This is a genomic window from Lewinella cohaerens DSM 23179, assembly GCF_000379805.1.
GTDB classification, from domain to species: Bacteria; Bacteroidota; Bacteroidia; order Chitinophagales; family Saprospiraceae; genus Lewinella; species Lewinella cohaerens.
This window is the reverse complement of the sequence record NZ_KB903570.1, coordinates 1-24,091: the sequence shown is the minus strand read 5'-3', so window position 1 is coordinate 24,091 and position 24,091 is coordinate 1. Positions and strand designations below refer to the sequence as shown.

Annotated in this window: 15 protein-coding genes and 1 pseudogene; 8 read left to right on the top strand and 8 right to left on the bottom strand. The window is 46.1% G+C overall.

What is annotated here, in order from left to right:
- Window positions 1-3,684: T9SS type A sorting domain-containing protein (locus tag A3EU_RS0122960; protein WP_020538548.1), on the top strand; the 3,684-nt coding region annotated here is incomplete at its 5' end.
- A 99-nt stretch (window positions 3,685-3,783) separates the two neighbouring features.
- Here A3EU_RS0122960 and A3EU_RS0122955 read toward each other — a convergent pair.
- The gene (locus tag A3EU_RS0122955) at window positions 3,784-5,061 is read right to left on the bottom strand and encodes an aminotransferase class V-fold PLP-dependent enzyme (RefSeq protein WP_020538547.1); all 1,278 of its coding nucleotides are present in this window, start codon (window positions 5,059-5,061) and stop codon (window positions 3,784-3,786) included.
- A gap of 126 nt (window positions 5,062-5,187) precedes the next feature.
- Here A3EU_RS0122955 and A3EU_RS0122950 point away from each other — a divergent pair, with 126 nt between their 5' ends.
- Window positions 5,188-6,213, top strand: a complete 1,026-nt coding sequence (locus A3EU_RS0122950) for a dipeptide epimerase (RefSeq protein ID WP_020538546.1) — start codon at window positions 5,188-5,190, stop codon at window positions 6,211-6,213.
- Between the two features lie 94 nt (window positions 6,214-6,307).
- On the opposite strand, the gene A3EU_RS0122945 is transcribed toward A3EU_RS0122950, so the two are convergent.
- Window positions 6,308-9,391 carry a glycosyltransferase family 117 protein gene (locus A3EU_RS0122945; protein WP_020538545.1) on the bottom strand — a complete coding sequence of 1,028 codons (3,084 nt, stop codon included), beginning with the start codon at window positions 9,389-9,391 and terminating at the stop codon, window positions 6,308-6,310.
- A 292-nt stretch (window positions 9,392-9,683) separates the two neighbouring features.
- Here A3EU_RS0122945 and A3EU_RS34380 point away from each other — a divergent pair, with 292 nt between their 5' ends.
- The 3 genes from A3EU_RS34380 to A3EU_RS0122930 all read left to right on the top strand — a co-directional run bounded on the left by A3EU_RS34380 (window position 9,684) and on the right by A3EU_RS0122930 (window position 11,097).
- On the top strand, window positions 9,684-9,851 hold the full coding sequence (locus A3EU_RS34380; protein WP_020538544.1) for a hypothetical protein: 168 nt from the start codon (window positions 9,684-9,686) through the stop codon (window positions 9,849-9,851).
- A 96-nt stretch (window positions 9,852-9,947) separates the two neighbouring features.
- On the top strand, window positions 9,948-10,463 hold the full coding sequence (locus A3EU_RS0122935) for an RNA polymerase sigma factor (protein ID WP_020538543.1): 516 nt from the start codon (window positions 9,948-9,950) through the stop codon (window positions 10,461-10,463).
- A gap of 1 nt (window position 10,464) precedes the next feature.
- The gene (locus A3EU_RS0122930) at window positions 10,465-11,097 is read left to right on the top strand and encodes a hypothetical protein (RefSeq protein WP_020538542.1); all 633 of its coding nucleotides are present in this window, start codon (window positions 10,465-10,467) and stop codon (window positions 11,095-11,097) included.
- A gap of 33 nt (window positions 11,098-11,130) precedes the next feature.
- Here A3EU_RS0122930 and A3EU_RS0122925 read toward each other — a convergent pair whose 3' ends face one another.
- The 3 genes from A3EU_RS0122925 to A3EU_RS0122915 form a co-directional block, all read right to left on the bottom strand.
- Window positions 11,131-12,426, bottom strand: a complete 1,296-nt coding sequence (locus A3EU_RS0122925; protein WP_020538541.1) for a hypothetical protein — start codon at window positions 12,424-12,426, stop codon at window positions 11,131-11,133.
- An 8-nt stretch (window positions 12,427-12,434) separates the two neighbouring features.
- Complete coding sequence (locus A3EU_RS0122920) at window positions 12,435-13,487, bottom strand: DUF4249 family protein (RefSeq protein WP_083937543.1); 1,053 nt, start codon at window positions 13,485-13,487, stop codon at window positions 12,435-12,437.
- 207 nt (window positions 13,488-13,694) lie between these two features.
- Window positions 13,695-16,424 (bottom strand): TonB-dependent receptor, encoded by a 2,730-nt coding sequence (locus A3EU_RS0122915; protein WP_020538539.1) that lies wholly within the window; start codon window positions 16,422-16,424, stop codon window positions 13,695-13,697.
- Between the two features lie 159 nt (window positions 16,425-16,583).
- Between A3EU_RS0122915 and purN the strand changes: the two genes are divergently transcribed.
- The 3 genes from purN (at window position 16,584) to A3EU_RS34375 (ending at window position 22,394) form a co-directional block, all read left to right on the top strand.
- Window positions 16,584-17,156, top strand: coding sequence for a phosphoribosylglycinamide formyltransferase (gene purN / locus A3EU_RS0122905; protein WP_020538537.1), 573 nt, complete (start codon window positions 16,584-16,586; stop codon window positions 17,154-17,156).
- A gap of 44 nt (window positions 17,157-17,200) precedes the next feature.
- On the top strand, window positions 17,201-19,273 hold the full coding sequence (locus tag A3EU_RS0122900) for an SPOR domain-containing protein (RefSeq protein WP_020538536.1): 2,073 nt from the start codon (window positions 17,201-17,203) through the stop codon (window positions 19,271-19,273).
- A gap of 382 nt (window positions 19,274-19,655) precedes the next feature.
- Window positions 19,656-22,394: a zinc-dependent metalloprotease gene (locus tag A3EU_RS34375; RefSeq protein ID WP_020538535.1), complete on the top strand. Its 2,739-nt coding sequence runs from the start codon at window positions 19,656-19,658 to the stop codon at window positions 22,392-22,394.
- Between the two features lie 325 nt (window positions 22,395-22,719).
- Here A3EU_RS34375 and A3EU_RS0122890 read toward each other — a convergent pair whose 3' ends face one another.
- The 3 genes and pseudogenes from A3EU_RS0122890 to A3EU_RS34870 all read right to left on the bottom strand — a co-directional run.
- Window positions 22,720-23,106, bottom strand: a complete 387-nt coding sequence (locus A3EU_RS0122890) for a hypothetical protein (RefSeq protein ID WP_020538534.1) — start codon at window positions 23,104-23,106, stop codon at window positions 22,720-22,722.
- Between the two features lie 162 nt (window positions 23,107-23,268).
- Complete coding sequence (locus A3EU_RS0122885) at window positions 23,269-23,772, bottom strand: hypothetical protein (protein ID WP_156825872.1); 504 nt, start codon at window positions 23,770-23,772, stop codon at window positions 23,269-23,271.
- A gap of 58 nt (window positions 23,773-23,830) precedes the next feature.
- Window positions 23,831-24,091 (bottom strand): annotated as a pseudogene (locus A3EU_RS34870) (IS4 family transposase); the annotation flags it as partial.

The window sequence follows — 24,091 nt, the reverse complement described above, 5'->3', positions numbered from 1 at the left end:
AGCGACAGTTCTGTCCCTGGTTGTGGCAACACCGAAACCATCACGCGCACCTGGACGGCCACCGACGAGTGTGGTAACCCTACTACTTGTGTACAGATCATCACGGTCGTGGATACCACGCCACCGGTTTTTGACCAGGCTTGCCAGGTAGACCTGACCTTTACGACAGAAGGCGGCGACCTGTGTCCCGCCGCAGCCACCATTTCGCTGACAGAAGGTGACATCCTTGCTTTTGACGACACCTGGACGGTGGGCGGTGACGAGGTTCCTTCCCTATCCGGTTGTATCAGCGACATTTGTAGCGAGGAGGAAGATCAAGTGATCACTGTAGACGACATCACCATAACTGACGACGGCACTTGTGGTCGCAATATCGCCGTGACGTTCATCGCGACGGACCTTTGTGGCAATAACTCTGCACCATTTGTACTCAACTACACGTTCCTCGATGATACCGCTCCGGTGTTCAATGAAAATTGTATGGTTGACCTGACGGTTAGCTTAGAGGATACGAATCTGTGTCCTGCGGAAGTAACCATTTCGCTCAACGAAGGCGACGAAATCACGGTGAACGACATCTTTACGGTGGGCGGCATTGCGGTAGACAACCTCGCGGGCTGCGTGTTTGATAACTGTCAGGTAGCCGGTGCGCTTATCCTTACGGTAGACGATATAACCGTAACGGACAACAGTAGCTGTAGTCGCACGATCAGTGTGACGTTCATCGCTGATGATGGCTGTGGCAACTTTTCGGAACCGTTCATTTATACTTATACCGTGTTTGATACCAAAGGACCTGCCGTCAGTTTCAACGGGATTCCCGATGGAGGCACTTATGTAGTGGAATGTAATGTGGCTGATCCGAATTGGGATCCGCTGATTGAAGCTGCCGATCTGACCATTACGGATGCCTGTTCAGCGGTTGACTTTTCTACCCTCACGGTAGTATTGACGCAGTTGTACGACGGGCCTTGTGATAATAATTTGCTCACGCGTTGGCAGCAAGTCTTTACGGTGCAGGATGCTTGTGGTAACGAAATTACTTACACCCTCTTTACTGAGATAGTAGATACGACGGCCCCTGTATTCAACTTCTCACCTGAAAATTACACCGTAGAGTGTGGCGAGGAAATCGGGATGCCTAATCTCCAAGCGTTTGATGCTTGCTCTGATGTGGTATACGATTTCACGGAAGTACGTACTGATGGTGATTGTCTCAATAGCTACACGCTGACGCGTACCTGGACGGCCACTGACGGTTGTGGTAATGTGAACACCGAGGTACAAGTTATTACATTGGAGGACACAACACCTCCTGTGATCAGCTTCTCTGACGGTTACATTAATCAGTATGATCCTGGACAGGATGTATTTATTGAGTGTTCCGAATACGGCAATATCTCACAACTGATCGCTAGCGCCGCTTTTGCTTTAGATGATTGCAGTGGTATCGCAGAGGTTGATTACGAGCTGGTAGACTTTGGTACTTTCGATTGTCAAGAAGTGGGCTATTCCGGTCATCTGGTAAGTACCTGGACGAGTAAAGATGATTGTGGCAACGAAAGCGTAGCGACGATTAATTGGTATCTCGTCGACGAAACGGCACCGACTTTCCAAGGACTACCCGAGGATGCCTGTGCCAGTTTGGACAACCTGCCTCCAGTAGCGGAGGTGCAGGCGATAGACGATTGCGAATTTGCAACGCTCACTTTCGCTCAGTCCGCCCCGATTGACTGTGAAGGTAGCCAATACGTAGAGCGCACCTGGACAGCAATGGATTTGTGTGGCAACACTGCCACGGCTACCCAGCGTATTACCTTGAGTGATTCGAGCATCCCAGTCATTACGATTGACTATCCGGGAATTGGTTTGGTTGCCGATGGCGATCAACTAGAACTACCGATTGATTGCAATCAGCCCGTTGAGTTATCGGTGGCTGACCTGGAAGCTGCTATTCGTGTCGAAGATGGGTGTAGCGCCACAACTTTTAGCATCGAGCTTAATTTAATGGACGAAGGCAACTGTCGGGAAGATGGCTACGTGGCTCGCTATCGCGTGAACGTAACGGCGATTGATGCTTGTGGCAATACCGCCAACCTCGGCCTGATGATCGACTTTGTGGATACTACACCTCCTGTGGTTACGGGACCGGCTACCATTACCGTAAACTGTGGCGAGGATATTCCTACCCTGATTGCCGAAGATGCCTGTGGTGATATTGATATTACGACTTACGTAGACAGTGCGCCTATCATGGGGGGCTGTGCCAATAATCCGCAAGTGATTGAAAGGGTCTGGACAGTGAGTGACGTGTGTGGTAATACGACCATGTTTACCCAGGTTATCAATGTGATTGACCTTAGTGGCCCGGTATTCAGCGGCGTTCCTGCTGATGCTTGCAACAACACAACGCTGACCGCGAACGTGACAGCTTTTGACGAATGCTCCGGCATGTCTGCCGAAGTGACCCTCAGCGAAATGATGAGCAACGAGCCCGATTGTGGGCAGGTGCTTACCCGTACTTGGACGGCTACCGATGTTTGTGGTAATACCTCAACGGCTACGCAGCAGGTCTTCTTTATGGATAACAATACACCGATGATTAGCTTTAGTCACCCCTTATTGGTGGGGCTGCAAAGCGGCGACGAGTTGTTCCTTTCCGTAGGCGACGGTTTTGGTGACCCTAATGATCCATTGATTTTCACCGCAGGCGCAGTGAGTGTAACCGATAATTGTACCTCGAATATTGTAGGCATGGTCAATGTAGAAGTCACCATTTCTGAAGATTGCGCAGCGGATGGTTTCCTGGCACAGTATGATTACAAGTGGATCGCAACTGATCCTTGTGGAAACTCAGCCAAGGTTAGTCTTACCGTCTTCTACATCGATGGAAACGCACCGGACTTTTTCAATGTACCAGCGGATGTCACCGTCTTCTGTGCCGATGTACCCGAGGTAGCAAACGTACAAGCTAGCGATGACTTCGACGAAGAGGTGGACGTGATCTTCACCGAAACACAGACGAGTACCCCAAGTGGAGTATTGATTACCCGCACCTGGACTGCCACTGACGATTGTGGTAATACCAGCGAAGCAACGCAGGAGATTTTGGTCGCCAACAACGACCTGACCGCGTCCTTTAGCTACGGCAACATGATTGAATGTAATAGTCAGAATAACCGTCTGGGCGTGACGGTCAATGGTGGAACACCGCCTTATAGCTACGACTGGCAACTGACCTCGCCGCTGGAAGACGGCTACATCACGACAGATCCGACGCGGCGTGGGATACTGTTTACTATGGGCTTCATCACCCAAACGTTTACCGTGATAATCACGGACGCGAATGGTTGTGAGCTGGTCGCTTCAGTAACGATTGTTTGTGATTTCTCTGGTGAAGAAGGCCTTGTGAGTAGTGGTGGAAACGGCCTAGGCGAGGTGAGTGTCTACCCCAATCCTGCTACTGACCAGATTAAGGTTAAAGCGGCAAGGTTTGCGGAAACGCAGGTCAAGGTGAGCGTATACAGCCTCTTGGGGCAGGTGATTTACCAAGAGATTTACAAGCAATGGCCGATGGAAGGGGTGCTGCTTGATACCCGGGTTTATCCAGAAGGTACCTATGTCTTGCGCCTCGAAACGCAGAGTGCGGAACCCATGGTGCGGGAATTTGTGGTGTTTCATTAAACACTATGAGCAGAATGTCTTAAACCTATATTTTTGAGCGCAGCCCAGTAGTGGGTTGCGCTCTTTTTGCTGTATCATAGCCAACCAAACGGCTATAGATCATCCTGCTTGAACGGTCTTCAATGCTGCAACGAGGTAATCAACATCGGCCTTGGTATTGAAGATAGCTAGTGAAATTCTCAAGCCGTTGAGGGAGTGCGACATCATGTGACGGCAATCGATTTGGTAGCTATCGGTCAGGTCTTGATTTGCTTCGTCGGCCTCTCTTCCTACTAATTCAACCGTCTGAATGCCTGCGGAAAGGTCATTAGAAGCTGGCGTTTTGAAAATAAACCAATCCACATCGGCTAGCTGTTCCCTTAGATAGGTTTTCAAGGTGTAGATGCGGCGTTCAATTTTTTCTTGGCCGATCAGGTTGCGAAAATCGAGGGCAGCTCCTAAGCCTAATAGTTCCGGTAAATTACGTGTATTGTAATTTTCGAAACGGCGGATACTCGGGTCATCATAACCACGACAAACGATCAATGGTTTGAGGAGCTTTTGCGCGGCTTCGGTAGCGTAAAAGATGCCCATGCCTTTGGGAGAGAACAGCCATTTGTGGCTGCTGGAAGTGAAAAAGTCACAACCTAACTCTGTTAAGTTAATTTGAAACATGCCCATTGATTGAGCTCCATCAACGGCTACTAAAATTCCATGTTCGTGGGCCATTTCGGAGATTTCCTTTACGGGTAGGCGCATTCCATTGGTGTTGGTCACATGGACGAGAGAAATCACCCGCGTCTTGGGGGTAATGGCCTCCTGGAATCGAGCTACAATCTCTTCCTTGCTTTCTGGTAAGAGAGGCAAATCCACGGTTTTTAGCACAACGCCTTTCTCTTCTTGCCAATACTTCCAGGGAATTCGGGCGCTGCTGTGTTCGTGGTTGCTAAGCAGAATTTCTTCTCCGGGTGCTAGTTTCAGGCTGGAGGCAATAAGGTTCATGCCTTCTGTTGTATTGTGTATGAGGGCAATGGTTTCGGTTGAAACACCAAACATCTCAGCAGCCTTTTCACGGACGGCCTCTTTCTGGTCATCCCAAGCTCCCCACATGTATCTGGAAGGGAACCCGTCTAGTGTACGGCGGAAGTGTTCTGTGGCCTGGAAAACATATTCGGGGCAAGTGCCCAATGAGCCATTGTTGAAATAGCGTAAACCTTTCTCTAATACAAACTGGCTTTTCACCAATTCCCAATAAGCTTCATTATCTTCCTTTGTCCCCAACTGATTGGCCAGGTTTATTTCCGCTTCCGCTAAAGCCAACAAATCTGCGGGAGCTAAGAGTGCCGTACCCACTACCGTTGCAAGGCTATTGGCTAACCATTTTCTTCTTGATGTCATGTTTGTTAAGTGTGAATTATCTTAGCTCAAGATAATCATTACTGGTATCTAAAATTGGGAAGACAACTAATCGTTAAACCTTAAAGATTCTTTTACCTTTCTTGAAAGAAATAAAATACACCCGATATGGAAATCAAAATCTTCCGGTTTGACCTCCCTTTGCAGCACACTTTCACCATTAGTCACGAGTCACGGACCGTACAACCTACGATGGTTATTCGTTTGCGTGACGAAGAGGGCTTCGAGGGGTATGGCGAGGCCACAGTGACTACTTATTATGGCGTAAGTATGGCTGGGATGCTGGCCGCAGTAGAGCGAGTACGCCCCTGGTTAGAGACTTATGCCTTCACGGAGCCGGAAAGTTTTTATATGGAATTGGAACAACGCTTGCCTAATGATTCTTTTGTGCGTTGTGCTTTGGATATGGCGGCTAATGACCTGTGGGCACGCCGACACGGTAAGCCGCTCTATGAGATGTGGGGCTTAGACCCAGCCGAAGCACCAACGACCAGTTTTACGATTGGTATGGCTCCGTTGCCTGAAATGGTAGCCAAACTACAAGAAAAGCCATGGCCGCTTTACAAAGTAAAATTAGGCACCGATCATGACCTTGAAATCATGCGAACCCTCCGCTTGTATACGGACGCTATTTTTCGCGTAGACGCAAATACCGGCTGGACTGCCCAACAAACCATCGAATATGCCCATGAATTGAAACAACTGGGCGTAGAATTCATCGAACAACCCCAAAAGGCAGATGCCTGGGCGGATCATCGCAAAGCCCTGGCAGAAAGTGTACTTCCCATCATCGCTGATGAAAGTTGCCATGTGGAAGCTGATGTTGCCCGCTGTGCCAATCATTTTGACGGCATTAATATCAAACTGGTAAAATGTGGAGGGCTCACGCCCGCTCGCCGCATGATTAAAGAAGCGCGAACGTTGGGGCTGAAAGTAATGATGGGCTGTATGACGGAAAGTTCTGTGGGTATCTCGGCCATTGCCCATATAGCGCCCCTCCTTGATTATGTAGACATGGATGGCGCGCTATTGCTGGCGAAAGATCCTGCTAAAGGAGTAGTTATCGATGATCAGGCGAAGTTGCATTATGCAGATTTACCGGGAACGGGCGTTGTTTTGAAATCGGAATGGTGAGTTTGAAATAAAGAAAAAGAGAGAAGCTGGACGATTCCAACTTCTCTCTTCTTTAGTTAAGCGTATCAAGTTCTTTCGAACTCAAGAGTGAGGGTTATTCACCGGGAAGCTCACCTGGCCCTCCTGATGGTGGACCCGGCTGACGAACAAAATCGCCAAATACCGCCATCAGTTCATTCTGGAATTCGGTGTCACCGCCCCGTTGAGCGTAAGCTACCAAGCGTTCTGCTACAGCAAGAGCTGCCTGGAAGTCAGTACCATAGCTGAGTTGGAGAATGTCATCCGGCAAGGTCATGTAGTAATCGATACGGTCTTCGATGTTGCGGGCCAAAATTTTCATTTTTGGCTTGGCTTTGTCGTAGGCTCCAGCTTGGGAGTAGATACCGATCATGTAAGCAGAATGAATGCCGTATTCGAAGTTCATGTTCGGGAAAGCATCGAAATATTGGTCTACCAAGCTGACAGCTTTCTCGGTCTTACCTTCGTTTAGTAAGGCTTGAGCACCGCGTTGCATAGCGAATTGCATACTCTGCACACTGGGGCCGTAGCTGTGGTTGATGTAAGTATCCTCCTTGTCGAAGTTGCCCCATTTCCATTTGGTGGTAACATTTTCGTACAAAGCTTCCGTGTTTACACGACCACTACCAAGTAAGCCGTAGATGTTATTTTCGCTACGTGATTTGATAGGGACAATGCGTAGTGCCAAGCCTTCAAGTTGCATGTAGTCCTGCATACCGAAGAGTTTTTCCATCCGTGCAGTAACTGCAAAATAGATGGGGCGTTCCCAAAGGTTAGAAGCAAGGATGTCAAGAATAGCAATCTCGTCTTTCAGGAGCTGGGAATCACTCACCCGTACTGGAATCGCGTTTACAATATTGGCGGTATCTGCGATGCTTACAAGGCCACTGCTCAATACTGCTTGCTTGTCAACAGGCAATAGTACATTCTGGGTAGGATAATGCGCTTCTATCACGCGACCACTACCACTTTGGAGCGGATTATCTTCTCCAATGAATTTTACAAAGTCCTGTAAGCGCATCGGACGATCCTGACCAGATTGATTGTAATAAAACACCTGGTTCCGTAATTTTCCTCGTATTTGCTCACTAGGGATGCTCATCTTAACGGGAGGCGAATCGTTGACCTTACGATTGAGTAAGTTGATGTACCAATCTACAGCAATCAAACTGAGGTTGACAACCCGAACATCGGTACGAATGCCTTCTACCTCTTGTGCGTACCACAATGGGTAGGTGTCGTTATCACCGTAGGTGAAGATGATGGCATCTTTTTCTACAGAATTGAGGAAGTTGCTGGCGTAATCACGCGCACCAGAGTGCTCCGCACGGCTGTGGTCGTCAAAATTTTGGAAGCCCATCAATAGTGGAGCGATCAAAACCAATAAACCTGCACCTACAGCACTTACCGTTTTGCTGGTGCCCAAACGTTCCGATAGCATTTGATACAAGGCTGGCACGGCAAGTCCTATCCAGATGCAGAAGGTAAATATCGAGCCTGCCAGTACATAGTCTCGTTCACGAGGTTCATTCGGAGGCTGGTTGGAGTAAACAATAATACCAATACCTGTGATGATAAACAATGCCAATAAGCCAATGAAATCATTGGGGCGTTTGGAAGAATGCCAGAACATGCCGAGCAAACCAAACAAGAAAGGCAGCATATAATAAACGTTCCGCGAAGGATCATTGGCCATTCGTTCAGGAAGTGCTGATTGATCACCGAGGCGGGCTTCATCAAGGAAGTTGATGCCGGTGATCCAGTTACCAGCACTTTCGTCCCAGTCGTAGAAACCTTGTTGGCCATTTTGGCGACCAGAGAAGTTCCACATGAAATAACGCCAGTACATCCAGCCTACTTGGTAGCGAACGAAGAAGGCGATATTATCCCCCATGCTTGGCCGCCCTTTAGGCAGCGCTTTGTCAGGGTCGAGGCCCATCCATTGCTTGTACAAACGAGGGCGCCCGAGGGTGCCATCCGTCATGCGAGGGAAGAGGTGCTTGTCGCGATTGGCGTAATTGACACTAATTTTATAATCGGTGATTTTGTACTCATCACCTACCAGGCCGTAGCGATCTTCAACATCGGTGCTTTGTACACTGGCGTCAAAATCTGGACCGCGTAGCAAGGGGCGCTCACCGTATTGTTCGCGGTTGAGGTAAGGAAGTAGGCGCATAGCATCGCTTGGGTTGTTCATGTTAACCGGAGGAGCAGCATTGGCACGAATAACAACGACACCAATGGTAGAAAAACCGATAACAACCAAGGTCATGGCGACAAAAACCTGCTGCAACAAGGCATTTTTGTTTTGATGTGCAAACCATAAACCCACTGTAATAACACCAAGCGTAATCAGTATGGTAGGGATAATGCCACTATGAGGCGGAAGGCCCAAACCATTAACCATGGCCAGTTCCATCCAAGTCCACAAGGTAGGGATACCTACGATGATTAGTTTTTGAATAACAACAATCGCAGCAACACCACCACCAGCGGCTAGGGCCATACCCAGGAAGGTGTGTTTTTTGTATTTCTTGAAATAATAGAAAAGAGCGAGTGCAGGGAAGGTCAGCATACTCAGCAAGTGAACGCCGATTGAGAGTCCTGCAGCGTAAACGGTAAAGATGAGCCAACGATCAGTCTCAGGTTCATCAGGCAGTGAATACCACTTGACGGTAGACCAAAGCGTCATAGCAGTGAACATGGTAGACATGGCGTATACCTCGCCCTCTACCGCAGAGAACCATATAGAAGTAGCGAATGCCGTAGCTAATCCGGCAGCTAGTCCGCCGCCTGCTAAAGCGAGGTCTTGGCCACTGTTGGTTTCGCCGTCACGGCCAACCAATGAAAGGCGTCCTACCATGATGGTTACCCAAGCAATAAATGCTGCTGCAAAGGCCGTACAGAGCCCGGACATAATGTTGACAGCGAAAGCAATATCCGCAGGATTATCACTAAAGAGTTCAGCGACCCAAGTGAAAAGACGGCCGACTAAAACGAAGAGCGGAGCACCAGGGGGGTGGACAACTTGTAGCTTGTAAGCTCCAAGAATAAATTCCCCACAATCCCACAAGCTTCCGGTACGTTCAGCGGAATAGAGATAGACGAGCGTTGCGATGGCAAAAACCAACCAACCTGTCAGGCGATGAAGACCTTTCATATAGCGAAATGAGTTCTTTTTAAAACAAACCACAAAGCTAAGAAATTATTATAAGCGAATGAGATGTTAAATTTTCGTTTTAGGAACGTAAAAACAATAGCTGAAACAGTTAAGGTGGGTTCTTTGGCTCCAATACATCGTTAAAAAGCCTCGCCGATGCGCTGCGTCGCCTACGTTTTTTGCCTCGTCTTGGAACCAAATCTCCTCTACCTAACTGTGCCATCTATTATTTCACCGTTCCTGACGCAAATTCGTAACTTTGCTTTATTAGCTAAGTAGTACCCCTCAAGTAATGATAAAGTTTATCCTCACCGGGCTGTTGGTTTATTTCGTATACCGCTTTTTTATTGCACCGCCAGTTATTGATCAAGCTAGCGAGGCTAGTCGGAATACGCCTAAAGACGAACCCAAGAAAGCTAACTTTGATGATGAATACATTGATTACGAAGAGGTAGATTAAAGGCTGGTCTTGGATAGCAAGAAAAAAAATAGATTCTTCTGTCATATTTCTCCCAAGCGTGTCACTAAAGATAAGTAGAAAGGATGATGAGAAATAATGAAGAAAGAGGTTCCACCACCAGCGCTGGCGTTTGAGAAAATTCTCGAAGAGAACAAGGCCAGTATTTATCGTATTTGTAGCATTTATGCCGTAGCTCCCGTCGAGCCTCAGGATCTTTTTCAGGAAGTTGTTTATCAACTTTGGAAATCTTTGCCGAGTTTTCAGGGAAAGTCAAAAGCCAGTACTTGGGTGTACCGGGTGGCCCTCAATGTTTGTTATAGAGCCAAGTTAAAGTTTAATCGCAGTAACCGCCAAACAATAAGATTAGATGCGATCCGGGTTGTTTTGCCCTCGTCTCCTCCTGACAATAGTCAACAAGAAAAACATCAAGCACTTTATGCGTGCATCTCTTCCTTGAAGGAAGCGGATCAATCATTGATTATACTCTATCTAGAGGAGCTTTCTTACCGAGAAATCAGTCAAATTACCGGCCTGACGGAAAATCACGTAGCAGTAAAAATGAAGAGGATCAGGGAGAAGTTATTTCAATGTATAACGAGAAAACTATTGTGAGATGTTAGAACAGCAATTAAAAGAACTTTGGAAAGATACTTCTACCAAGGCGCAAATTAACTTTGATTTAGCAAGACTTATGATAGATCTTCAATATAAAACAGATCGGATCGAAGGTAATATTCGAGCACGAGACCGGAGAGAAATTGTTGCTTCTCTTATTGGCATAGTGATTTTTAGTTACTTCGCTTACGAGATTCCTTTCCCGATTACCAAAGTTGCTTGCCTTTTGGCGGTGCTGATATTTATTTTTATCATCTACAAGCTAAGGCGTGCGAGGAAAGAGATGGTAGCGGTAAATATGGCCTCCTCTTTTCGGGAACAGTTGCAGCAGCAGAAAATATTTTTCAAAAATCAGCAGCAGCTGCTGCAATCTGTTTTATGGTGGTATCTGCTGCCTCCTTTCGTTATGAATATTATTTTTATTGTAGGCATTGGAGATCCTGTTGCCTACGATTGGTCGCCAGCTTTACTGGATCTGCTGCCAATAACACCACGTGAGAAGGTTGGAACATTGGTCACGGTGTCTATTTTTTATGGGTTTGTGTACTGGCTTAATCGGCGAGCGGCAAAAAACGTTTATCCGCCCGTGATTCAGGAATTAGAAAGAGTGCAAGGACAGTTGGATGATTGATTGGTCAGGTGTTTAGTGTTTTCGTGCTATTCCTTATTTGACTCGATAATAAACCGTCGTCCGCCCGCGTCGCCCCTCGGCATCCTGGGCCACCACATCAATACGGTAAGTCGTTGCCTCGGGAGGGTGAGCATATTTTATGTCAAGCACTCCATTGCTTGTCGTTTGATCGCCAGTAGACCAAAAAATGGTCGTTGAGGCAGGCAATGAAGCTGCTGTCGGGGTGTATGTCCAGTTTAGTTGCCGGGCAGGATTTACGCCAGCCAACTGGTAAGGTCCACCGAAAGGCTTGACATCATTCTGATAGTCGCCAACAAGTAGAGCTTCTTCTTTTCTTGGGAGAAGGTTTTCAATAAGTTTTCGTTGGCGATTGATTTCCAGGTAGCGAAACGCAGCAGGGGTGTAAAATAACTCTCCCAATGCCAGTCGGCCCGGTGCGGGTAGAAAACGGACCTTTACAGGCTGGTCGTTTTCGCTAAGAAACCCTATGCGGCTGCGGTTTGCTGTAATGGGCTGTTGCCAGACAAAACGCCCCCGGGGATCTGTGTTTATGGTTTGTTCCCGATCCGAAATCATAGCGACCAAGGGTTGAGCTGGAGCTGGCCGGCCATCTTCCTCAAGGTGGATGCCCTGCCAAAAAGTAGTACCAATAAGGTTGGCTGGTGTAACGACGCGTAAAGAATCACTCTCCTGCAAATTGTCCATGCCCATCGCCATCGACGCGCCCATGAGTCCCCAATCGGTAACGCTGACGGAGATTTCGGCATCTATAGGCCGGTTTCGACGATCAGTGATTTGCAATTCGAGGCTTATTTCGCCACCAGCCAGGACGTTTTCCGGGAGGTTGGCAATATTGATGCTTAATTCCTTCTCAGGAATGACAACAGGAGCTGTTTGTCGACTTGGTTCTTGTTGGCTTACCGTTTCCGGAATAATGGTTTCCTGATCGTTGTATACCGCAAAAGGTGCTTGTAGTAAAACGCGCTCGGTTTGTCGTTCGCGGTCCCATACCCGGAAGGAAAGGTAGTACCATCCGGTAGATAAACCTGCCGGGAGTAGTATTTTTCCAGGAACCGTACTTTTTCGTTGGTTCGACCAATAAGTATAGAGCTGAGGCTCGCCAGTAGCATCGAAAAGGATGGATTGGATGACGATGCTTTCTTGTGCAAACTCGGGCGCAAGGTAAAGCTGGAAGCCCAGGTCATCTTCCGTGACGTAGAAAGGCTTGTCGAGGTGCAACCAACTATTTTGGAGCGAACGACTGACTTGGGTAAAGACCATTCCCCCTAGTACAAAAAAGAATAAATGAAACAGGAGTATTTTTTTCATAATGGAGCTTATTGCCAGTAGTAGGGTTTGTTGTACGAGGCGCCAAGGGCGTCAATGCACCCATCACAAACTGTAATAGGTGGCGGAGCTTGGTTCGTAGGAGGGCGGGGGCAATACAAATTAAGATTACCCATTTCTTCTCGCGAGAGAAAGCGACGCAGCGTATCCTGTGAATAAGCGGAGAAGAAACCATAAACAAGTTGAGTGCTATCGGCAGGGTTGCTGATATTAGAACTGACGGTGCCTGCGGGATTGTCAAAAACAGTACCCTCTCGTTCGAGTAGTGCCGCTACTTGTTCCCAACAAGTAAAAGCGGCGGGGCTCAGGGCCTGCTGAAATACACTGAGATAGTACCCCTCAATATGCCGAATACTTAATCGGTCGGTAAATAGCGGATAATCCCTGATAGTATCAGGTGCTACGGTATTGCCATCTACTAAAAATAGTTTACTGTTTTGATAGGGATTCTCTATGTAACAGGTAAAATCAAGGTTGTCTGTCACTTGGTAAGCGTCAATAAATTCCCAACGCAAGCGGGCCCTTTCGGCCGTTGTCGTAATTGGCGTAGTGATATCGAATTGTATCCCCGGGCTACGGCTGATTAGGCCGTCTACAGAGACCGTCTCTATTTCTGTGAAACCCCAACTGATATGGTCGGCTATTGGGGCGTCGTGTACTTTGTCCCAGTCGGATTGCAACCTAAGCTCGGGTGTAATCTCGACCTCGATCCGGTATTCTTGCCCTACGGTCACAGGGAAATCTACTTGCTCCAGATAAGTACTGTAAATACCATCTAGAGGGATATCCTGAAATTCGTAGCGCTCGCCGGTTTTCTTTACTAAACTAACCAGCGCATTATTCACGGGCCGGTTGATATTGCTGGTGTAAAAGAAAAGCTGCTCCACCTTCACTTCGACGTAAGAGGGGGCTCCACTAATCAACTTGGCTTGCACCACGTAGCCATCCTCTGGGCGCTCCGCGTTTTCGATCTCGATCTCGTCGAGGCAAGCTGGCGCAAAGAGCACGAGCATAAATAGTAAACCGTATAGTAATCTGTCCATATTCTTGCTTGCTGCGTAAAAAAATATTTTCGGGCAAATTCACGAATTTGCCCTTGTTAGGCGTAGGTTTTTACCTGCGTCGGGGCTATACCCCCTTCCTTAAATGCCCTTATAATCCCTCATATGGTTCAAAAAAAAACATAGTTAAATTCGTGATTTAACCTAGTAATCTGCCCTTCTATCCCCTCTTTGGTGCCCTTAGGTGGTTCAAAGAAACTCAAAGTTAAAGCTCACAGAAGGAAATATCGTTCCTAAGATGGCCAGTCGATTCGCCACAAAATCCCGCCGTTGGTTGACTCGTTGAGTATAAAATACGGAGAAAGGGTTTTTCCTTCCGTAAACATTGTAAAGTGTAAAATCCCAGCTTGTTTTAAACCCCTTTTCTTTGTTTTTATTCATTCCGATATTATAGGAAAGATCCAATCGGTGATAATCCGGAATTCGCAACTGATTGCGTTCTGTATAGATGGGAACAACGATGGTATTCCCGTTGGTATAGCTGACAATAGGGGCGGTTGTTGGCCGTCCACTCGCAAAAGTGAAATTAGCGCTGAGTGATTGCCGTTCATCAATGCGGTATTTGAAGCTTAGGTTAATGTTGTGCGGCTGGTCAAAATTACTGGGATACCAATTGCCTTGATTAATTCCTGTAATTTGCCGTTCGGTACGCGACCAAGTGTAGCTTACTTGTCCGTCGAACCGAAGGCTACGCCCTTTGATGCTGGCTTCTAGCCCGTAGGCTCGCCCCTGTCCATCCAATAGTTCTGTTTCGAGGTGTGGATTAAGGTTTAGCGCAGCAAAATCCTGATAATCCCAAAGCTGATCAATCGCGCGGTAGAAACCTTCAACGGAAGTTTCCCAGCGATTTTTCCGAAAGTTGCGAAAATAGCCGAGGGAAAAATTGTGTGCTAAAAAAGGCTTGATATAAGGTGTACTCAACTGAAACTGGCTCTGAGGCGTAGGCGTGTCGGTGTTAAAAACCTGGTTGACAAACTGTGAAGTTCTGCTGTAGCCACCTCGAACAGATTGCTCAGGAGATAGCTGGTAACGGAGAGAAAGCCGTGGTTCGATAGTAAAATAAGACTCGATGGTTTCGCCTGAAGCGTATTGGAGGGTGTCTACGACGTTGCTAAGATCGTAGTTGCCATCGGGGCCATATTCCAATAGTGTTCGACCACCAAGGTATTGGTAATCATTGATGCGTAGGCCGGCCTTGACGGAAAGCTGCTCCCAGGGGTGCCAGTTGATCTCTCCAAAGAGGGCAGATTCCCAGCCTTTCTCATCCTCCAGCTTTAAATTAGGGAGGGTAGATGTTGCTCCTTGTGGCGTTTGCTCCTGGCCAGGAACGTGATATAAAATGGTTTCAAGGCCTGCCGTCCAGCTCCAGTCTTCCTCTTGGTGGCGAATGACTTCTTTGAGTTTGTAATAGGTGATGCCGGTGAGCAAAGCACCGCTTTCGGCTCCTGCCAAGTCAGTGCGGGAGCTACTCAAGCGATTGGCGACCAAGCTCAATTCAGAAGAAAGTTCTTCTCTGATTTTACGGGTATAGTTGACTTCTGCCGATGCTGTTTTGTAGTTGAAACCAAACTCCTGGTTGTAAGAAAAGTCATCACCTGCACGGTAGAGGCTCAGTCGCAGCTGGTCTTTCTCGGTAAGGTCGTAGTGCAGCAAGAGGTTGCCATCAAAAAAGGTTGCTTCGCTTCTGCTGATAGGAATGTCATTGACTTGGCGTAATAACCAGTTGGCAGAAGCACCTCTAAGGCCTAATAGATAAGTTCCTTTTCCTTCTGCAAAAGACCCCTCTGCACTTAGTTTAGCCGTTACTGGCCCTAGCCCTCCCGCGACGCGAGACCCCGTCTGTTTACCTCGCCGCATATCTACCTGTAGAACAGAAGATAGTCGTCCACCGTATTCTGCAGGCAAGATGCTTTTATAAAGTGCTACATCCTGGATGATTTCCGGGTTGATCGTTGAATAAAACCCTAGTGCGTGCGAAGCATTGAAAAGAATACTTCCTCCTTGAAGAATCAGATTTTGGTCGACCGCTCCACCACGGACATTGAAGCCAGTAGCGCCTTCCCCGATAGAGTTTACCCCTGCTGTTGTCAGTACACTCCGTACTACATCGGCTTCGCCTAATAAGGTAGGCAAGTCCTTGATACTACGAACAGAAAAGGTGCTTAGTCCAGCCTGGGTGCTGCTCACGTTATCATCCTGGGCTTCAGCCAAGACGATAACCGTAGCGAGGTCGGTTGCCACGGGCAGTAATTTGATGTCGAGGAATCCATCGCCGATGATTTCAAACTGCCGACTAAAACTGCCATACCCGATGTACTGGATTTGTAGTTCGTGTTGATTGCCCGGAGGGATGTTTGTCTCCCATAACCCCCGACTGTCGCTCACAGTGCCATTTTGTAGTTCAGGCCAGAAAACAGTGGCACCGATGATGGGCTCGCCAGTGTTGGCATCAGCCAAACGGCCTACTATTTTAGCAGTGGAACCTTCCTGGCTGGGCTGGTCATTGCCGATGGTGATGATATCTTGTGGTGAGGTGCCTCTTTGAAGTTGCCCATCCAAAGCTTGGTAAAATTGTTCGCGATAAGCTGTTAGTGTGGCAATTTTTTCCTGTGGTAAAATGGCGACCGACTGATCGCGATAAATAAAGTAGCCCAGCGAAGCAGGGGTTAGTAATTCTTCCAGTATGTTGGTTAATGGTTTATTTTGATAAAGGTAATCAAGGCGTTGAGCGGAAAGGTCGTCGGGCGTATAGTAAAAACGGATCTGGTATTGTTCTGCTAACTTGGTTAACGTCTCTTCAATGGTAGCTTGCTCTAAATTAATACTCACCTCCTTTAGACGTAATTGTTGGGCTTTTCCCGCAACCAGAAAATGAAAAAAGAACCCCAAAAAGAGGAAGTAACGTAGATGTATGAACATAACTATTGAGCGTTTTTCTAAATCTAGTCTAGTCAATATTACGATTTATTTTGGAGAAAGCAGGTTTGGTAAAATGAAGCTGTTTTTAAAACAGGGACTTACTTCTTATCAGTACTAAAAAAGCGTTAACTTGCAGGTTGAAAAACAAGCCACAAAAGCGTGCAAAGAATCGCCATTTTTGCTTCTGGTACAGGGTCTAATGCCCGAAAGATTGTTGAACATTTTAAAGGTCATCCTTCTATTGAAGTGAACCTGGTGGTTTCCAACAAGGCTACAGCACCAGTTTTGGATATGGCTGCAGCGCATGGGATACCGACGCTCGTTCTAAAGAGGAGCTCTTTTTACGAGACAGAGGAGTTGCTTGCACAATTGCGCGGTATTGATCTCATTGTATTAGCTGGTTTTTTATGGCTAATACCTGACTATTTGGTGCGCCACTTTCCTCGTAAGATAGTGAATATTCATCCTGCTTTATTGCCCAAATATGGAGGCAAGGGAATGTACGGAAAGTACGTTCACCAAGCCGTTAAAGCTGCTGGTGAAGCAGAGAGTGGTATTACGATTCACTATGTGAATGAGCACTACGATGAAGGCCGGGTGATTTTTCAGGAGAGCTGCTCATTGGAGCCGGAGGATGATGCCGAAGCCATTGCCCAAAAGGTTTTAGCGCTAGAGCATCGGCATTTTGCACCAGTCATCGAACAACTTTTAACAATTAATTATCGTTCTTAGAACAATTTTACCATAAATACGGAGAACCGACAACCCTCTTGGATATGATGATTCGCAATTTATTATTGGTTTTAGTAACCTTAAGCCTGAGTTTTTCTGCAGTACAAGCGCAGGAAATGTCTTGGCGTAAGCACCGCAAGCTAGCGGAGCAACTAGAGAAAGAAGGTGACCTTTTCGCTGCTGCGGAAAACTACCGGGCGGCCTGGGAGCAAAAACAAAGCAAAGAAGAATATATCTACAAAGCGGCAGATATTTTCTATCGCCTTAATGATTACCGCAATGCTGCTGCTGCTTACCAGCATGTACCTGCCAACTTTAATGATGACCAGTTGGTGCTGCTCAAGTACGCACGGGCCCTCAAACGGGACGGTCAGTACGACAAGGCTCGTACCGCATTTCAGGCTGCAGCCGACGGGTACACTGGCCCGGATAAAGCTATTCTACAAGATATTGTACGGGTAGAGCTGAAAGGCCTTGACCTCACCAGGGATATGGCTTCTAACATGGACCGTAGAATGGAGATTCTACATCCAGGAAGTACGGTTAACTCTGATAGTGATGACTTTGCGCCTGTAGCAGTAAGTGAAGATGTGCTTTACTTTACGTCCACCATTGGTGGGCAAGCACGTATCTACGAAAGCCAGCGTCAAGGGCGTAACTGGACCAAGGCGGCTAACCCATCTGGTTTCCCTGTTGTACAGGGAGGGCAGTATGCCAACGGGGCTATGTCTCCGGACAATCAGCGTTTCTACTTTACCATCTGTAATAATGATGGTGGCTGGAATGGCTTTAATACACGCTGCGAGATTTACCTGACGAAACGTTCTGCTAATGGCTGGACTGCTCCTGAGCGACTTCCTGACTTTATCAACGTAAAAGGTGTTAACTCTACCACTCCTACTGTAGCTCACAGCAATGGCCAGGAATACATCATTTTCGCGTCTAATCGCGAAGGTGGCCGTGGTGGTCTTGACCTGTGGTACGTAACGCGTGATTTAGGTGCCGATAATACGGATTATACCTTCCCTGTTAACTTGGGGCCGGTGATCAATAGCTTGGGTGATGAAATCACACCTTATTATAATGCAGAAGAAGGTATTCTGTATTTCTCTTCCAATGGTCATCCTTCTATTGGAGGCCTGGATGTCTTTCGTTCCAATGGTGGAGAAGTAAGCTGGACGGCTCCGGAAAACATGGGGCTTCCTGTAAACTCTTCTGCTGATGACTCAGGCTATGTACGCAACCCATCTGGTTTTGGTGGCTACTTTACTTCCAACCGAGTTTTTGGTGGAGAGAAAACGAATACGCGTAACCAGGATGTTTTTGAATTTTCAGTAGGCGGCCGTCAGATTACGCTCAAAGCCAATGTTTATGATCAAGCTACGGGTGCATTAATCAATAACATATCGGTGTCATTGTACCAGATTTTTGATGATGGTAACGAAAATTTACTGATCAAAAAAGATTTTGCAGCAGGCAATTACCTGTTTGAGCTTCTTCCTAACCGTCGTTTTCGGGTAGAAATCGAGCACAGCGGTTACCAGCCGGGAGGCTACGTATTTGCAACAGATGATCCATCGACTTTTGCTTATGGGCAACCATTATTTTTGCAAGCAACAGAAGGTACTTTCGTTGATCCGGTTACAAATCCAACAGGAAATAACACAGGAACCAAGGATGGTGGGTTTATGTCTGAAGTTGATAACAACAACAACAACAACAACAACAACCCGACAACAACTCCTACTCGCCCGGCAACGAACCCTGGTACAATGATAGGCTTGGCTGGCGAAGAATACACAGCTAATGGAACTTCAGCCAAGGATAACCTTGCTTATACTTCTAGTGCCAAGCGTTATCAGGGGCGCTACTTCCGTATTCAGATTGGTGCATTAAAAACCTACGATTCAGGAAATAGCAGATTTTCTACTTTGTCAAATTATGGTGAAGTAGCGACAGAGTACATTCCTTCGCGCAGCTTGACGAGAGTATTGGTAGGAGATTACTTTAGCCAGTCAGAGGTTACTTTTGCGCTTGATCAAATCAAGAGCGAATACCCTAACGCCTATGTCGTTCAATACGATGATGGCGTGCGCTATGGTCGTGTGAATCTGTAAAAGGGGCTGTTTTTAAGGCTTAGTACTAATAAGTATTGTTGCCACCCCGAATCTTCCATCTGGTAAGGTTCGGGGTGGTTTCGTTTAGGGGTATGAGGTTCGGTAGTGGTGTGAAATGAGTTGTGTGTTTTTTGGAAAATATTGCTTATTGTAAGTTTTACAATATTTAAAATTGAATAAACTGAATTTTTAATTTAATTTAATTAAAATACTTGTTTTTGTGCAAATAAATGAAAAAAAGATATCTTAGAGCAACATTGAGAAACTGCACGAGAGACAATACATTGTTTTAAAACCATATTTATACCGATTTAGGCTACTGGGTTTACCTGTTGAAGGTAAATCACTGGGTCACTTCTATTCATCATCTTAACTATCTAGTATGAAATTCGCACATTATTTACTATTACTTTTATTTGCGCCAGTATTGGCATTTGGGCAAGGAGCTGTTGCCGAACAGGTAACCAAGGCTGTTGTCAAAAACGATATAAGTGAATATTCACTTGTAACAGCTACAGATCAAGATCTAAAAGACCTGGATATTCCTGCCGATGTTCTTACGGAAGGATTGATTGTTTCACTTGACCGTGAGGCTATTCGTAATTTACAGCAGGAACGCCCAGAGGTGTTGAGCCTTACCTTCCCTCTTCCAGACCAAGGGGATGTAGTTGTTACGCTGATTCCGAACAAGGTCCTTTCCGATGGGTTTGTACTAACGACCAGTAGTGGCAGAAGCGTAGACTATACGCCTGGGCTCTACTACGCGGGTATTTTGAATGGTGATCCGACAGCAGTGGTTGCTCTAAGTGTTTTTGATAATGAGCTACATGGCTTAATTAGTACCGAGTACGGTAACTATGTGATTGGTATCGTTGAGGGGGCTCCAAACAGTGAGCACCTTATTTATAATGATCGCTACTTCCTACAGCCTCAAGATTTAGATTGTGCTACACCAGATGATGGTGAAGCGTACTCGCCAAGTGACTTGGAGTATTCAGAGTCAAGAGCTGTGGGAGATTGTATTCAGGTATACATCGAAATCGACGATGATATTGTAACTAACAAAGGTGGAGTAGTTGGTGCTACCAATTATGTAACAGGGGTATTCAACGAGACCATTACCCTTTACGCTAATGAAAGCCTGGAAATGGGCATTTCTGAAATTAAAGCTTGGGATACACCAGCACCTTATTCTGGCAGTAGCTCCAGCGCAATGTTGAGCTCTTATCAGTCAAATACAGGATCTTTCAACGGTGACCTAAGCCATTTGGTTTCTTACCAAGCTAGTGGTGGTATTGCTGCTGGTTTCGCTGGAATTTGTAATTCTAATGTTGATAACTCTAAGTGTTTTAGTAGCATTGATGCGTCTTACAGTACTGTTCCTACTTATTCCTTTACTGTGATGGTAGTGACACACGAAATGGGCCACCTTATTGGCTCACGCCACACCCATGCTTGTGTATGGAATGGCAACTCTACTGCTATTGATGGTTGTGCTGGTGGAACGGAAGGAAGTTGTTCTTTACCTGGTAGCCCTTCTAGTGGTGGTACGATTATGAGTTACTGTCACTTGACTACGGGTATCGATTTCACACAAGGTTTTGGCCCTCAGCCAGGAAATGTTATTCGTAATACAGTAGCTAATGCTAGCTGTTTGTCTGCTTCTTGTGGTGTTGCTGGCCCTACTTGTAGTGACGGCATCCAGAATGGTGACGAGACCGGCGTTGACTGTGGTGGTTCTAATTGTGCACCATGTGCTGGCCCTTGTAATGATAATGCAGTAACAGTAACGATTACTTTGGATAACTACCCGGAAGAAACGAGCTGGACGATCACTAATGCTGGTGGTTCTGTTGTAGCTTCAGGAGGCACTTATGGCTCTGAGCCTGATGGCTCTACCGTTGTAGAGAACCTTTGTTTGGTAGATGGTTGTTATGACTTTAACATCTTTGACTCTTACGGTGATGGTATCTGCTGTTCTTATGGCAATGGTAGCTATACGGTTACTTCTAGTGGAGGCACGGAAGCTTCTGGCGGTTCTTTCGGTTCTAGCGAAACAACCAACTTCTGTCTAGGTAGCGGCCCTGCACCTACTTGTACGGATGGTATTCAGAATGGCAACGAAACCGGTGTAGATTGTGGTGGCCCTGACTGTGCTGCTTGTCCTACCTGTTTTGATGGTATCCAGAACGGTAACGAAACCGGTGTAGATTGTGGCGGTCCTGACTGTGCTGCTTGTCCTACTTGTTTTGATGGTATTCAGAACGGTGACGAGACTGGTGTAGATTGTGGCGGTCCTGATTGTGCACCTTGTGGTGGCGGTGGAAGTACCGTACTGCTTGGTTCTTACTTTGAGACTGGCTGGGACGGCTGGGCTGATGGTGGCTCCGACTGTTACCGTTACAGTGGATCACGTTCTTACGAGGGTAGCAGATCTATCCGTATCAGAGATAACTCTGGTACTGCTTCAGCGATGACCTCTCCTACATTAAACTTGTCTGGTTACAGTACTATTGATGTTGAATTCTACTTCTACGCTTACGGCATGGAATCTGGAGAAGACTTCTGGTTACGCTATTACAATGGTTCTAGCTGGACAACAGTAGCTGCCTGGGCAAGTGGAACTAGTTTCAACAACAATGGCTTCTATACCACAACGGTAACCATTAGCGCTGCTAACTACACCTTCCCTAGTAATGCTCAGATTCGCTTCCAGTGTGATGCGAGTGCTAACTCTGACCATATCTACATTGACCAGGTTACAGTAACAGCTAACTCTGGTGCTCTGGTAGAAGGAGGAACTGTTGTGACTACGACCGAATTGGATGGAGGTAACACGGAATACAGCCAGCCACCTGTTGATTTCAGTGGTGTGAGCATGGAAGATGGCAATAACAACGTACAGCTCTTCCCGAACCCTGCACAGGATATTCTGAACGTTCGTTCAGTTGACAATATGCAGTCTATTCGTGTAATGACGGCTACCGGCCAGCAGTTACGCCAGATCAAGTTGGATAATAACCAGCAAACGATTGACATTTCTCAGTTGCGTCCTGGTATGTATTATCTCCTCATCGAAGTGAATGGAGAATTACAGCCACAGCGATTTGTGAAACAGTAATGTTTGAGGTGAAGTTTGCCTTCTTTGTATCCTGAAAAGCAAGGATCACTAAGGCAAACTTCACTGTATTAGGTACTTGGTATAGGGTATAGGGACTTTGATGAACTTAAAGGAATCTATACCAAACACCATCTACTTTTACCTTTGTATAGCGAGATTTGAAGTGTTCAAGTTGCTAGTGACGAGGTGCTTAATACAGAGACGGGTAGATAGATGCGAAAGCATCTATCTACCCGTTCTCTTTTTATGCATGAGGTTTAACCCGTTGTCCCATGCATCAATCTTTAAAAGATATTTAGGGCTATCTGTTTTTTCCTGAGGAAACTCAATCAATGAATGGCGAAAATCCAGTTTTCTCTGTGATCAACACCTTCAGTTTAATGTTTGAAGTGGGCTTAATAAAGGATGAAAAAATAGGCAGATTTGATCTTTTTACTTGCAGGGTATTGGCATTCACAAATATTACTTCATAGTCACCTGGCTGCTTAATGTCAAATTTGAATATTCTCTTTGCTCTTCTATTGTAGGCATAGGCCTGGACACGGAAAAAGGCTTTTTTGCATTCTACGGTTTCTCCGTTAGCAACATTCTTCAGTCGAAGCATAAAGGCACGGATGTTAACTCCCCATCCTCCAAGAAGATAGACCTGGTACCTTTTTGACTGTAAGCCAATTACTTCTCCTTTTCGATTAATACTTATTGGTTTAATCAAGTTTTCGTTTGATTCTTTGTTTAATTAGCTCTAATCTGGGGCTGGGTGCCGTGCTGGATCGAAGCAGAAAAATGCCTCCTTAAGTTCTTTTTCACATGCATAATCTATTGGAGTACAAACCCTGGCGGGTATAGTTGCACAAGCAAAGTTGGGCGAACTATATTAATTCTTTGGTTTTAGAATATCAAATAAGTCCTTTTTCGTCTTCTGCTCAAAATCTTTTATGGCATCATTTAGTTCAATAGGGAATGATAAAACATTTTTATCACGGATAACTTCAGTTACAGTACCAGGGGCAATCCCCGCTTTAAAAGCTATATCAGTCACAGTATTCTTTTCAAACGCTATGTGAAATTCATAAACCTCCTTTACTCTGTAATCAATTCTTTCGCCCAGTATAGTACTCAACGCGGATGCAAAAATGGGATTACTATCATCTATAAGATATCCTTGCATTACTAATTTGAATACAACCATGGATTGACTATAGACTCCACTTATTTCTAAAGCTCGGCCCCCAAATTTTTCATGGAAATAATCATGTATATTATCAAAATTTTCAAAACTAATGGGATCAGTAACCTCTGGACTAACATTATCAGCTACAGAAATTCCTGCATTTTCGTCAATCAGAAATATATTGGTCTTCACCTTTTGGTCTTTCATGATGAAAACAACTTGATTCTCTCCCAATTCTAATACACTTTGAATCAGTAGTGTCCGGTTATAAGTCAAAGATATTCAATTGGTTATGACTTCCGGGGTTCTGGTTTTTGGATTCAATTTTCATAATCAACTGATTTACAGGCGTTTTGTCAAAAGCAGAAACGCTCATTATTTGTAAAATTTCGTTCAAAGAGTGTAGACTTTTCAGCCTATACTTCAGAATAGCGACCAGCACAAAGGTGCAGACCGCGATCCAGATTTGGGTTTTGACAGCGTTGGGGCTTTCTCCCCAGAACTTCTTGATGCGCAAGTGCTGCTT